The organism is Mixta mediterraneensis, assembly GCF_030283135.1.
In the GTDB taxonomy this organism is placed as follows: domain Bacteria; phylum Pseudomonadota; class Gammaproteobacteria; order Enterobacterales; family Enterobacteriaceae; genus Pantoea; species Pantoea mediterraneensis.
In genome coordinates this window covers 1-12,647 of the sequence record NZ_JASUAZ010000065.1, presented here as the reverse complement: position 1 = coordinate 12,647, position 12,647 = coordinate 1, and the positions used below count along the sequence as shown (strand labels likewise).

Sequence of the window (12,647 nt, the reverse complement as noted above, 5' to 3'; positions counted from 1 at the left end):
TGGCGTTCCTGCAGGCGGCGCGATGTATCGCCCAGGGAATCAAGGGCGCGTCGGGTACCGCTGACGGCTGAGCGGAAGCTGCTCCCGACAATGCCGCCAATAATGACGCCGACTGAAAATTCACTGGCCACGGTGGTTATCCTCTGAAAGCGGAAAAACGGAAGGAAAATGTCTGAGAGCCATGCAGAACAGCCGCGAGTAGCGGCTGTTAAGTGATGAGGAGTTAATGATTATCGCCGAACTCGCTTCTGATTTGCTCTTCAGCCTGCTCCAGCCACATCTCCAGATCGTCAGTATCGAGGGCATCAATCTCCCCCGGCTGAAATCTAAACCACCTCGCCAGCAGCCCCTGCGCCTGCATCAGCGTTTTCGTCGCTCTTGCCCAGCCCAGTGACTTGCTGAAATCGTTTCTGCAGCTCCATGTAGTCGGCAAGATCCATATTATCGAGGTCTTCCGGAAGAATACCGGTGCTACGGGCAATCAGCGGCTCGTCCCAGTCAGCCGGGTCTTTACTGATTTTGCGCACCTGCTTCAGGTCTTTGACCGTCAGGCGTTTCAGTTCAACCTGCTCAACTCTGGTGCCAGCAGCGGTGGTGAAGGGGTAAGACAGCTTAAAAGTATCGGATTGGGTTTGTGACATGATCGTGCTCCTGTGTAAGTTCAGAGCAGTATGTCTGGTGGTGGGACTGGCAGATATTAAAGGGGATTAAGAAGAAAGGGGCCGAAGCCCCTGTGATATCAGTGAGTGCGAAAGCCTTTGCAGTTACGCAGGAAGGCGATAAGAAGTGCCTTTCCTTCAGATTTGCCGATGCCGGTGAACCAGTGGTCAGGTGGCTCCCATGCCTCAATCAGGTCAGCGAGCTTTCGTGCTTTGGAGCGTGTGCAGTCAATCGGGTCATTGGTTTTCTGGGTATTAAAAAGGTTTTCCACCCCTGAAATATCAAGGATGGTAAACCACGTACCATTCCCCATGCCAATCGAACCACAGTTCCCGCCTTTATCTTCAATCTCGACGGTCACCGTCAGCCCCCGATGTTGATGCGGTAGTCGGTCAACTGGTCAATGCCGCCGACGCGGAAGATGTTGGCCAGATAGTCCAGCTCCAGCAACTCTTCACCATCCAGTACCTGCTTGATGTACGTGCAGGTGAAGCTACTGGAGAACTCGGCGTTCTCATGCTGTTTGAACGTCCCCAGCGGGTTCTTCTTAAACATGATCGTCAGGAAAGTGACCAGCGGAATTTCGTCAATCAGCCCCTGCGAGCTGTAGCGCTGAACGCTGGAACGGCACTGCAGCGCCAGCGACTTATACGGGTTCGCGGCAGACAGCATCGCGTCGCGGTAAAAGCTGTTCCACTTGATCTCGCCCTCAAGCTTGTCGAAGCCAGCAGGGAGTTCCACCTTGCCCACCATCCCCAGCGCCTTATGCTCCTGCATGGTCATGGAGACGTCAGGCAGTTTGACCTCCTCGGCCCGGCCCAGCAGGTTAGCGCCATCCAGGTAGATGTTGGCATTCGTGATGCGGTTGATCTCAATCTTTGCCATCAGCTATTCCCCTTCAGGGTTAACAGGTATTCCGAGGTGATCTCGGTCTCAAACGTCAGTCGCTCCAGCGGCGGTGGCGGCGTGTATTTGTAGCTCAGCAACAGATGACCGGCGGCCAGCTCCGTCTCTTCATTACGGGCCGGATCAAACCAGCAACTGAAGCCCAGCAGTGCACCGTCGCCAATCAGCTTGCGACCGTAGGCGTTGACCGACTCCGTCAGCGCATCAATCAGTGCCTGGGTAATCGGCATGTCGATGTACTGCTGGCTGAAATAACGCAGGGACTCGTTGATAACATCACCGGTGCGGCGAACGTTCTCAAAGTTGCGCATATGGGTGACCGTTGGCCATGCTGCCGTCCGGTTGCCCCACAGACGCAGGCCGCTGCCGTAGCTGCTGAAGACCGTAGTGATGCCCTGTTCGTTGAGCAGGTTCACCTCGCTCTGCGGGTCATCAATCATTGCCGACAGCTGGCGCTCCACGCCGGTGATACCCAGAATCTCCTGGTTGGAGGACGACCACCAGTAGCCCTTGTCCAGGTCGACCTTGGCACGCAGACCTGCAGCACGCTGGCTCAGCGGCTCCAGCCGTTCGCTGTTGGTGACCGCGTCGTACACCTTGACGTGCGGATAGCACAGACGGACGCGGTCGGAGCTGGTATTGAAGTTAATGGTGCCTTCCGGGCCACGTCCCGCCAGAGCCTGCGCAAAAGTGGTACCAATCGGCGCGTCGATGTAGGTCACCGCGCCCAGCTTCTCAGCCATGGCGATAAGCTCAACCGAGACGCTGTTCTGGGTGCAGAATACCGGGGCAATCAGAATTTTGGCGAAGTAGCCAAACAGGTTGAAGCTGTCGTTAAGCAACTTCATGCCGGTACGGTTGCCTGCCGCGTTAACGGTACCGATGATATCAGCCGGGGTGACTTTGGTCGGATCGGCATAGTTATAGCTGGCCTTCACCGTTGCATCTGCAGCAATGCTTTTACCAAGGTTAGTAATCACCCCGGTCTGCGCATCAAGCGAGTAGTCCTGACCTTCCACATAAGGCTGACCGTCGCTGTCCGGTTTCAGTACCAGCTGCGCGACCACCGGATTAGCCAGCTGTGCCTTGCCCGTCGCCTTGTCGAATGTTACGTCTTCATCGGCCACAGCGGTTTTATGCACAGCCGGATCAAGCACGTTAATGACCAGAACGGTGCCTGCCCCATGGTCGTAGATCGCATCCAGTGCCTGCGGAATGGTAAAGCCAGTGAGCTGGCTGCCAAACGCCGCTGCATCTTTCTCAGACAGGCACTGCACCAGCGTATTGACGTCTCCCATTGGGGCGGTACCAATCAGGCCAATGACGGCGGATTTCACCGTTTTAACCGGGCGGGCACCGTTTTCCACCTCAATGGTTTCGACGCCATGCAGATAGTTAGCTGACATGGGAGTCCTCCGTTTTCACATCGCTGTCGCCGCCGTTCCTGCGCTTTGGTGACTGCACAGCCGGTATGCTGGCGGGTTTAGTCTCTTCAGATACCGGCGTCAGATGCTTCAGCGCCACCAGTACCTTCACATAGTCATGCTCCTCCGGCAGGGAAACATTCTTCCCCGGCCAGAGCAGGATTTCGGTTCCGTCCGACAGCGTGACGCCGCTGGCCGGGCCGGAATAGCGGTATTCTTTCATCACTCGCTTTCCTCATAGTTCACTTCGGTTAACAGCGGGCCGGACGGTAAATCGCTGTCTTCGATAAAGACGCTTTCGGTTGCGAAGTCGAGAGCGTACTGCCACAGCCCCTTGGCCTCACCGATAAACACCTCACGGGTCAGCCAGATACGGCGGCGGCAGTTCGGCGGGGTGTAGCCGCCGAGTATGCGGCGGACTGCATCCAAAACGTCAATCGCACCTCTTTTACCGTTGAGCTGGCGGAAGACCACCGTGACGCAGAGCTGGATAGTCTGAGGCTGGATCACCGCACCAATATCATCGGGTTTGTCGAAGCGTGAACCGGCATAGCTCAGCAGCAACGCCCCGACAGGATGATTCAGACGGTATTCGGACGGCTTTTCCGGGAAGTACTCCACCTGCAGCTGGGGCAGCTTCTCGCGCAACCGGGCCAGCACAGCATCGAGGACGGGCAGAACGTTCATCAGTATTTCTCCAGTAAGCCGTCGCGCCCGCCAAAGGTGGGGCGACGTGCCCGCGCCCGGATTTCACCGGACTCAGGTACGTCTTTTTGAGTGGACTGCAGCCCCAGCGTCAGCTTCCCGTCGCGGATAGCCTCAAGCTGACGCCGGGCCTCTTTGTTGTCGTCTTTGACGGTGTCAGGCAGATCACCTTCAGGACGACGGACATACAGGCGGTAACGCACCAGCGTGATGGCAATATCCCGCAGAACGGTAGGCACTTCTGCCAGCGGCAGGGTATAGCGGCCACGAAGGTGCGCATCAATCAACTCCCCGGCGTAGCGAACACAGCTGTCCACAACCGTCACATTCACCGTGGCAGGGGTGTCGAAATCCACGACCTCGTTAGTGAGCTGAATCAGCGTTGACTCAGGCACTTGTTCCTGTAAATCCGCCAGGGTGCAGTACATGTCACACCCCGCGCAGGATGCGGATAACATCGCCTTCGGCCAGTGCTTCATCCAGCGCAATCCCGGCTGAAATACCTGCCGGGGTGTCGCCTGATGCTGCTGTCTGGGGAACGGCGCAGGCATTTGCATCCGACTGAACGTTCAGCCCCCTGGCAATCGCGGCACCGGCCTCGACGGCAACGATACCCAGTACGTTGACCGGCGTTACATCACCGGCAGCGGCATCCACCTCCGCCACGCCGAGCGCGACGGCTCCGGCCTGACAGGGGCCATTATCGGCACCGACAAAGCGCTGTTGCGTCAGCGCCGCGCTGGCCGTCACGGTAGTGGTCAGAATGACCTGCTGTGTTGTACCCATGACCGTCTCCTTATTTCACGATGTTGGTGACGAGATACCCGGCATCGCCACCGACCACGGCGACTTTGTAGATATCGGTATAACGGCAGTACTTCACCTTGCCGCCGACGCCGTCGTATTTATCCGCCACCGGCATCCCTTTACGGCGCAGGGTGTAGCCGAAGGACGGCTCGTTTTCGTCGGCGCTGTCGGTGCCCGGCTGGGGTTTGCCGACGTAATGCAGCATCAGGTTGTCGCCCCAGATATCAGCCGGGACTTTGTCCTTGTTCTGCGCGTCTTTCATCGAGGCCATGGATACCGGCTCACCGATCACCACGTCTTCCAGCTGGAAAAGGTCTTTCAAAATCTCGATGGTGATGCGTTTGCGCTCGTTGGCTCCGATCGCGGCCTGGATCGCCGGATGGAACTTCAGCAGTGACATGACGCTGGCACCCATGGTCATCAGGTTCGGGCGCAGGCCTGTTTTGTTACGTACAGCCTCGATACCGGCTTCGATGACGGTGATTGGATTACCCTTGCCATCCACCCAGCGTTCAGCGGCAGCCAGTGCTTTAACGGACGATGCCGGGTAGACGTTTTTATCCTGGGCCAGGCGGGCTGCGTACAGTTCACGCTTCAGGTTGACGCCGCTGGTGACGCGACGAATGGCCTTGGCTTCTTCGTTGAACATTGACTCCGCCTGCTCGCGATAGTCCACCGGCGCGGCCAGATCGTGCTCATTAAGAACCAGATCCAGTTTGCCGGTTTTCTCACGTACCAGGACGTTGCTGTCAGCTCCCACGGCACGCTCGGTGTCGTACTCCACAAAAGCCGATTTGCCGAAGGTCGGCACGGTCACGCCTTCCTTGTCGGTCTGGACAATCGGGAAGATGTGCTCACCGATGAACGCGGCATTTTTATAACCGCGTGCGATGCTGGTCAGCACCGGATCAACGACGCGCTTACCCTTTAAATAATCAGACATGCTCTCTCCTTAATTACAGGCAGCGTGAGACAGCAGCGTCGTAGCTGATGCCTTCTCTTTTCGACAAATCCAGCGCTTTCTGATGCAGCGCCAGACGCTCTGGATCGGCTTCAGCAAACTCTGCTGAAGACGTTGAAACACCGGTATCCACACGGTCTTTGGTTGCGTGCTCGCCAAAGTTCAGCACGGGTGCCGAGCCATCCAGCAGCGTCTTAAACGCCGTGGCAAGCGGCGTGCGGGTGTCGCCTTCGGCAAATTCCACCGGCTTATCGCCAGCAGAGACCGCATCCAGAATGGCGACAACAACGGACTTCGCTGCCGGGGCCAGTTGACCGCCGCTTACCAGCTTCTCAGCGTAGGAAACGTTGTCAGCGTGCAGTTTCTCCTGCTGACTCTTCGCATCCAGCTCGGCTCGCTGTGTGGCCTCAGCCTTCAGACGGGTGTTTTCCGCCTGAAGGGCTTCAATTTCTTCTTTGGTCATCGTGTCGTTCTCTTGTTGAGGGTTAGGGTTTGGTTCGCTGAAGTCCGGCACGGCCTGCACCGGCTCGCGGTACGCTTCTTCGCGCAGGGAGTCAACCTGCCATGACGGAAGTACCTTGTCGGTTTCATCCAGCCCGAACTGGCCGATCAGAAAGTCACGCAGCCGTCCCCAGAGAGAGGCATTGGTGATATCGCCCCAGTCGGCAAACTCCACGACGCCTTCTTCTTTCTCACCAAACGAGACCTGCTTCAGCCCCTTAATGGAAGGTGGCTGCGCGCCCAGAAAGCCGACATGACGCAGGTAAAGCGTGCCGGGCTTCGGGTTGTTCGGTGAGTCAGGGAGATAGAATGAGGCGGAGACCTTCTTGAAGCGTCCGTTGCCCACCAGTTCGGCAAACTGCGGGTCGAGCTGGTCAGGCTCAGCCAGCAGATCGCCGCCGTTAAGCGACAGGGATTTCACCCAGCCCCACGCCGGGTCTTCCGTTTTGGGGTGGCCAATAACGAGAGGCGCTTCATGGACGGACGGGTCATAGGCTTTCACGCAGGCGGCAAGATCGCTTTGCGTGAACGGCAGTTTCGTGCCGTGCATATCGGTATGAGTACCGGCTTTAAAAATGTGAATGGCTGGCATTTTGCTGTCCCGCGTTACGTTGTCGGGGACAGTCTGTGGAAAAAGCATCAGCAGCGCTTTTAATCTGCTTTAGAAAAAATCGGGGGTATCAGTACGGGGAATGTCATGCTGCAGGCGAATAGTGGTGCAAAGCGGGGGCTGTAAAGCCTTTATAAAGGTAATACAGCCCCTCAGCGGCTGGCAATGATAAATCACCCGCCTGTAGAGACAAAACTCAGCGACGGGCCGCTGCTTCAAGATGGCGGACAATCGTATCGAGGATGGGGACAACCACTTCAGGCTGCAGTTCACCGTCCCCCGTCAGCGGCAGGAACGGACGGGCAGGAAGTTCAACGGACTCATTACGTCCCGTTTTACCACCGAACTGGTGAATCGGCCCATAAACGACATTAGTGCCAACCGCTGCCTGCCGGTCGTCATGGTCGGTTGATACCGACCCCATCAGACGCCCGGTATCCTGCAGCGTTTGCCCGTCGCGCTCCTGCGCTGCCAGCGAGGGAGTCCACCCCGGACGCCCCTCATCGAGAAAGTTAAACTGCGTTTCCGCCAGCAGGGTTCCGGCGATTTTGCGCATCGCGGGTTCCAGGTCTGTGGCTGCCAGGTCCAGCGCACGAAGGCTCCGGCGCAGGGATTCATCGTTAATGGTGACATTGACCAGGTTATCGGAAGCCATCGTTATCCTCTCAGTTCCTGCTGTGCCAGCGGTTGAAGCGTCCCCTGATAGCGGGCAAGGTCGGGACGGTATGCTGCCCCCGGCGCATAAGACCAGCCGACGTCGGTAGCCACCTTCGTGGTGCCGGTATTGAAGGTGGCGACGTTCTGCATCTCGCCGGTTTTCTCTGAGACCAGCTTCAGCTCCCATCCCAGAGCTGCGCCAGAACCTGACACCTTCAGGCCACGGGCACGCACATCCGCCGCGCTCAGGGCAATCACGCCACAACGGCAGCGCCAGCCGTTCGGCGGATAGAACGCCTGCCAGAACGGGTCATCATAGCGCAGCACCAGACCATGCAGCGCCAGATGGCTCTTGCGGGTATGGCTGTCGTTGATGCCGGTATACATCCAGTACGGCCTGTCGTCGACGTTCTCCATCTGCTCAGCCCAGCGACCGGCGCTGTAGAGTACGGACATATTTGTGCGAAAGATGGTGTCGAGACGCCATGGGCTGCCCTGCTGGATGGTGACCGGCTCGCCCGTTACCGGGTCGGTGGTGTCACGTGACCCCCACCATCCCTTGCGCTGCAGCTCCGGCTCCAGCTCCTGCCGGAACCAGCGGCCTGTTTTTCCTTCATCGACAGCCTGCTGCAGTGCCCCGCGAATATCTTCCAGGATATCAAGGCGGGTCACTTTGGCGACGGTAAAGGCGCGGGCATGGGCATCCTGCCACATCTCCTCCCAGTCCCACGTGAAGCTATACCCTTTGGACTTCAGGTAACTGATAGCCCGTTTGGGGGGCAACGTCATGCAGTACGCCAGTTCAGCCGTTGTCACGCTCATGCAGACGCCCCCAGACAGTTGCAACAAACATAATCCGTGCCAGCCGTTCCTGCAGGTCTTCAGCGTTCATCTGCGGGTACAGCTCGGCCAGTTCGCACAGCAGCTCAGACGGATTGACGCCATCTTCAACCCGCTTAAACAAAGGAGCCAGTACGGGTTCCAGCGTGCCATTTAACGCGTCTCCGTTCATCAGAATATCCAGCGCGTCGTCCAGGGCCTGCTGTGCCTGAATATCGGCATCAATAGCTTCGGCAAATGACAGCGGCAGCATGTTCTTCTGGCGTTCTGACGGTGGTGTCTCGTCAATATCACCGTCCTGCAGCTGGTACTCACGCTTGAAGTATTGCGGGGTGAAGACCACACCGGCGCGGCTGAGTTTCTCGTCGCGGGTTGCCTGGGTATCGTCGACCGTTCCCTGTTCCCACATCTTCCAGACGGGGCTGGCCACGTCGCCAAAGTTCATTGATACCGCCATCCTGATGGCCTGATTCACCGCGCTTTCCACGATATCAGCGTCAGCGTCACGGATATCATCAGTAACCTCCAGTCCGGCCTGCGCGGAGGCGCGGTTACTGTTGGCCTCGGTGGTCTGGTTCTGCCCCAGCAGGGCGATGGAGATTTCACTGCGGGCAAGCGTTATCAGGTTCTGATAAATATCGCTGCTGTCGGCCTTGCCTGCGGCCTCCTTAATTTCAATGGAGGAATCGTCAGGGATAGCGGCCACCGCGTCTTCCACCATTGCCTCCATGGAATCCAGCAGCAGGTCAATCTCGCCCTGGGCCGTCCCGCGCGGATGCTTGCCGATGACCCACGGTGAGCCGTACTTCTCGGCAAAACGCACCCAGAATTTCATGCCGCCTTTTTTGAAGGTCACGGGCCAGAAGCACATCGACAAATCAGGGAAGCCATACGGGTTGTCGTAGGTCGCATCCTGACGCGGTACCACGAACTTGTTCAGCGGTACCGGCTCGCCTTCCAGCCCGGCGTCCTTGGCGCGAAAGCGCAGCAGGTTGTCATTATCGAACTGGAACCACTCTGGCGGCTTGCCCACAATATCGGCAATGGCCCAGGATTTAACAGAACGCCCCCACATGATCTCACAGGGCTGATACCCGTAGAGAACGGCGTCGGTCATCTCGCCGATGATGCGGGACAAATCCAGATCATCGAGCATATCCCGGATGAAGCTGAATACCCGCGCCGGGGCATGACCGCGCTCAAGACCACGCTCCAGCGACTTGACCGCCGCCTTACGCCTGCGGATGCAGCCGCCGACCAGCGGGTCGGTACGCAGCTCGCGATAGATGCGGATATCCCGGCCCTGAGATTTCAGAATGGGGTCAGGGTTAGGCAGGTACATCCCCAGCCCGAAGAAGTCGATGGAGCGGCTGCGCGAGGCGATCTGCTCCGTCAGCGTTTTATTGGGTTCGGCAAATTTGACGAACTCACTGGGTGAAACCCAGAGTCCACGGGCCATCAGTAATCCTCCAGCATACGGGCCGCCTGACGACGACGGCGTGAGCTTGCCTTCACCGGCCCTTTGTTAATTTCACGGCTGGCGAAGTACGCCAGCGCCAGCGCGATGGCTGAATCCCCGTGACGTTTGCCACTGTCAGACTTCGCTTTTGAGCGCTGTTCCGGGACGCGGGGAACGCCGTTTACCACCTGAACGGCCCGCAGGTCATCCAGCGTGTCTTCATCCTTCGGTAAATCCACCAGGTTGCCATCTTCCAGCGCAGCCTTGACCGGCGGCATATGCTCGCGATACCAGTTTTCAGTTGGCATCACCTGCTTAACCCGGCTGGAGCCGTAGCGCTGCATGGCGTATTCGGCGAGGTAAGAGCCGTTACCACGGGCATCAAGCGCCGCGCCCATCAGGTTTGGCAGGCCGTCCATCAGGTACCAGGCGATTTGCTCCTGCTGTTTGAACGGCACGTTGCGCAGCTCCAGCACGAACGGCACGCGGCGAACCAGGTTCTTCTCCTGCAGCAGGGGATAGTCCACCGACAGGTCACCGCTGCGGCCAAAGTCGCGACCCAGGAAAGAACGTGCGTCAGCGGGGAGCGCCTCCAGCAACGGCTTCAGATGCGTATCAAGCCACTCCTGCGTCTCGCTCCAGCGGACGTCGTCGGGCTTCAGCTCGTAACCCTCCGGGCAGGTCAGGCGCAACACCGGCGTGCCAGCCGACATACGGGACTCAATCAGAGCGCGGGACAGCCAGGCACCGCCGCCATTGGCCGGGATACAGTCAAGCTCTTCGGATGCGCCGGTGCCGTAGAACTTGTACACCGACGCCATCCACACCTGTTCAGCGTCCTGCGTCCATACCTTCCCGGTTCGCAGGCAGACACGGTGAAACAAACCCTGCGCAACGGCTTCTTTGAAGGCAATTCGCTGTACGCTGCCCCCCTGACGCCCGGCCCGGATATCACCGATAAGCGTATTGAACGGGTTATCGTCACCGTCATGGGTGGAGATAACGCGCACTTTACCGCCCCAGATAAGCATCGCCAGCGCCGCCTTCAGCAGTTCGTCCAGTTGCTCATGGAACGCCGCTTCGTCGATAACGATGATGCCCTGACGGCCACGCAGGTTAGACGGGCGACTTGAGAGCGCGACAACGCGGAAGCCGGAGTCAGGGAATTTGATGGTGTAGGTCTTGATGTGCTTGTCGTCTTCGTCCTCCTCCCAGAAACCCTCTTCGATTTCGCTGGCGGCATAGTTGAATGCCCGTGCCCACATCGCACACGCCTGGATATATTCGACGGTCATGTCCTGGTTATAGGCGATGTAATACACGTTCATCCCGCCCGCAGGCGCTGAAGAGGCAGCGGTCAGCACGTCATCGGATGCCTCAGCCCAGGTGATACCGGTTCGGCGGCTCTTCTCAATCACCTTGAGCGGAGACGTGTCAGCCACCCAGCGTTGCTGGTAGGGCATCAGAACGGCGGGGATATCCAGCGCCGAGGTATCAGGCAAAACGGGAGCAAGCTGGCTCATGTGGCAATCCCCAGAATTTCACGGCGCAGCGCCTGTACCGCATCGGTTGACAGTCCACCCTTACGGGCAATTTTCTCGGCGTTGCTGGCCGCCTGCTGCGCTCTGGCCCGGACTTCAGACTGGAACTTCTTGAGGTTGACGGACGCGCGGGACAGCGTGGCCACGTTCTTCGCCACCTTCGACAGCAGCGCCACGCGCTCTTTAGGGTCGACTTCGCCTTCTTCCGCTTCCTGCAGCTGGACGATGCTCTCGAACAGCTCGGTCTGAATCAGGGCGATCACCGCCTCCGAACGTGCATCCTGATCGTCAGCCGCACCTTCGGTCAGCATACGAGCCGCTTCGGTGGCCGCACGGATAGCGCCATAACGGCGCTCAATCTTCTGGCCATAACGATGGATAGCCGATTTGCTGATGACGTAACCCTGCTCACGCAGCAGGGACTCCAGCTCGTTATACCCGCTGAAGCCGGATTCAGTCAGCGCCCGCTCAAGCCAGCGACGCACGTCTTCCGGCAGCTTTTCTATCGTGCTGCGTCTGGCCATCATTCACTCCAGTACTTTTCCGGGCGGGCGATACCGGGGCCGCATTCCACGGTATATTCCACCAGGTCAACGCCGAGGCGGGTCAGGTCGGCAAACCAGTCGCCGGAGGGTTTTTTCTCCAGATCAACCATCTTGCGGTCGGACAGATAATCCAGCTCACGGCGCAGCTCCAGCGGAGTGGTGTCCGGGTAGATGGCGCGGGACACGTCCAGCAGCAGCGTCTCGCTGGCGGTGTACGGGCGGGTTTTGTTCAGAGCAACCAGCAGACTCCAGCGCAGGGATTCCCGGCGCACGCGGGCGATATCAACCATGGTGACCTCCTGTATGACGATACTGCTGTACCACTTCCAGTTTGTTGTAGAGTGCGTCCAGCTTGGCCTCGATGACCGTCTGCCCACGGATGTAATCCTCGCGGCGGACGTAGTTCAGCGGTAAATCCGCCTTAAACCGCATAAATTCTTTTTCCAGCTCGCCCCAGTTGGAAGCGGACTGTTGCAGCGACTGCTCAAGAGAGGCGAACCGCGCCGCCTGACGCTCCTCCGCTTTACTGAACAGCCACTTGGCCATACCGCCGACAAAGCTCATGAAGGTGATGAGAAAGCCCACCACCGTCCAGAATTCAACCTGCAACGTCATTTCTGTAATCCTTCCCGTTCGTCCAGCAGCCCGTTTATCTGGCTGCGCCAGATGCGGCACTGCTTCGCGTTGTCGATGATGTTGGCGAGGACATCACGCTGGGAGACACCTGAGTTGCGTAGCCAGGCGTCAGCGGCTTCAGGTTGCCCGGACGCTGCGCCAGTGCCGGTGCCAGCGGCGGCAGTTGCGTCTGAATGACCGGTGTCGACGGATGCGTTGTCATATCCGAGCGCGGCGTTGTACTGGCGCACGAAACCGCGAGTAAACACGCACTCAATGGGATGGCTCTTACCTTTTTCATCAATCCAGCGCTGTGTGACATCGTTAATTTGCCCCTGTAGTTGTTTGTTCTGGCTCTCCAGTTGAGCAATCTGCTCAAGGTAACTGGCTTCAGCCTGCTGCCCGGCGGCTACCTG

General features: G+C 58.4%; 17 protein-coding genes and 1 pseudogene. All 18 read right to left on the bottom strand.

Annotated features, from left to right (window positions below):
• Positions 1 to 326 precede the first annotated feature (326 nt).
• A complete protein-coding gene (locus QRY16_RS20445; RefSeq protein ID WP_000084225.1) occupies positions 327 to 641 on the bottom strand; it encodes a phage tail assembly protein in 315 nt (104 codons plus the stop codon).
• Between the two features lie 98 nt (positions 642 to 739).
• Positions 740 to 1,021, bottom strand: coding sequence for a hypothetical protein (locus QRY16_RS20440; RefSeq protein WP_182037483.1), 282 nt, complete (start codon positions 1,019 to 1,021; stop codon positions 740 to 742).
• 2 nt (positions 1,022 to 1,023) lie between these two features.
• Entirely contained in the window at positions 1,024 to 1,548 is a 525-nt protein-coding gene (locus QRY16_RS20435; protein WP_164965982.1) for a phage major tail tube protein, read from the bottom strand.
• Complete coding sequence (locus tag QRY16_RS20430) at positions 1,545 to 2,972, bottom strand: phage tail sheath subtilisin-like domain-containing protein (RefSeq protein WP_289777862.1); 1,428 nt, start codon at positions 2,970 to 2,972, stop codon at positions 1,545 to 1,547. The genes QRY16_RS20435 and QRY16_RS20430 overlap by 4 nt, the downstream gene beginning before the upstream one ends.
• The gene (locus QRY16_RS20425; RefSeq protein WP_021544466.1) at positions 2,962 to 3,213 is read right to left on the bottom strand and encodes a hypothetical protein; all 252 of its coding nucleotides are present in this window, start codon (positions 3,211 to 3,213) and stop codon (positions 2,962 to 2,964) included. The genes QRY16_RS20430 and QRY16_RS20425 overlap by 11 nt, the downstream gene beginning before the upstream one ends.
• A complete protein-coding gene (locus tag QRY16_RS20420) occupies positions 3,213 to 3,677 on the bottom strand; it encodes a Gp37 family protein (protein ID WP_006687295.1) in 465 nt (154 codons plus the stop codon). Before QRY16_RS20420 ends, QRY16_RS20425 begins: the two co-directional genes overlap by 1 nt.
• The gene (locus QRY16_RS20415; protein WP_006687293.1) at positions 3,677 to 4,123 is read right to left on the bottom strand and encodes a gp436 family protein; all 447 of its coding nucleotides are present in this window, start codon (positions 4,121 to 4,123) and stop codon (positions 3,677 to 3,679) included. The genes QRY16_RS20420 and QRY16_RS20415 overlap by 1 nt, the downstream gene beginning before the upstream one ends.
• Before the next feature lies 1 nt (position 4,124).
• Positions 4,125 to 4,481: a DUF2190 family protein gene (locus tag QRY16_RS20410; RefSeq protein ID WP_021544468.1), complete on the bottom strand. Its 357-nt coding sequence runs from the start codon at positions 4,479 to 4,481 to the stop codon at positions 4,125 to 4,127.
• Positions 4,482 to 4,491: 10 nt separating this feature from the next.
• Entirely contained in the window at positions 4,492 to 5,445 is a 954-nt protein-coding gene (locus tag QRY16_RS20405) for a hypothetical protein (protein ID WP_289777861.1), read from the bottom strand.
• A gap of 13 nt (positions 5,446 to 5,458) precedes the next feature.
• The gene (locus QRY16_RS20400; RefSeq protein ID WP_289777860.1) at positions 5,459 to 6,556 is read right to left on the bottom strand and encodes a peptidase; all 1,098 of its coding nucleotides are present in this window, start codon (positions 6,554 to 6,556) and stop codon (positions 5,459 to 5,461) included.
• A gap of 214 nt (positions 6,557 to 6,770) precedes the next feature.
• Positions 6,771 to 7,229 carry a phage virion morphogenesis protein gene (locus tag QRY16_RS20395; RefSeq protein WP_000135510.1) on the bottom strand — a complete coding sequence of 153 codons (459 nt, stop codon included), beginning with the start codon at positions 7,227 to 7,229 and terminating at the stop codon, positions 6,771 to 6,773.
• 2 nt (positions 7,230 to 7,231) lie between these two features.
• A complete protein-coding gene (locus QRY16_RS20390; protein WP_006687285.1) occupies positions 7,232 to 8,053 on the bottom strand; it encodes a phage head morphogenesis protein in 822 nt (273 codons plus the stop codon).
• Entirely contained in the window at positions 8,034 to 9,530 is a 1,497-nt protein-coding gene (locus QRY16_RS20385; protein ID WP_289777859.1) for a DUF935 domain-containing protein, read from the bottom strand. The genes QRY16_RS20390 and QRY16_RS20385 overlap by 20 nt, the downstream gene beginning before the upstream one ends.
• Positions 9,530 to 11,053 carry a hypothetical protein gene (locus QRY16_RS20380; RefSeq protein ID WP_289777858.1) on the bottom strand — a complete coding sequence of 508 codons (1,524 nt, stop codon included), beginning with the start codon at positions 11,051 to 11,053 and terminating at the stop codon, positions 9,530 to 9,532. Before QRY16_RS20380 ends, QRY16_RS20385 begins: the two co-directional genes overlap by 1 nt.
• The gene (locus tag QRY16_RS20375; RefSeq protein WP_011410682.1) at positions 11,050 to 11,595 is read right to left on the bottom strand and encodes a DUF3486 family protein; all 546 of its coding nucleotides are present in this window, start codon (positions 11,593 to 11,595) and stop codon (positions 11,050 to 11,052) included. Before QRY16_RS20375 ends, QRY16_RS20380 begins: the two co-directional genes overlap by 4 nt.
• Positions 11,595 to 11,906, bottom strand: a complete 312-nt coding sequence (locus QRY16_RS20370) for a hypothetical protein (RefSeq protein WP_000227551.1) — start codon at positions 11,904 to 11,906, stop codon at positions 11,595 to 11,597. The genes QRY16_RS20375 and QRY16_RS20370 overlap by 1 nt, the downstream gene beginning before the upstream one ends.
• Positions 11,899 to 12,231: a hypothetical protein gene (locus QRY16_RS20365; RefSeq protein WP_000175096.1), complete on the bottom strand. Its 333-nt coding sequence runs from the start codon at positions 12,229 to 12,231 to the stop codon at positions 11,899 to 11,901. The genes QRY16_RS20370 and QRY16_RS20365 overlap by 8 nt, the downstream gene beginning before the upstream one ends.
• Positions 12,228 to 12,647, bottom strand: a pseudogene (locus QRY16_RS20360) (hypothetical protein); the annotation flags it as partial. The pseudogene QRY16_RS20360 and the gene QRY16_RS20365, both read right to left, overlap by 4 nt.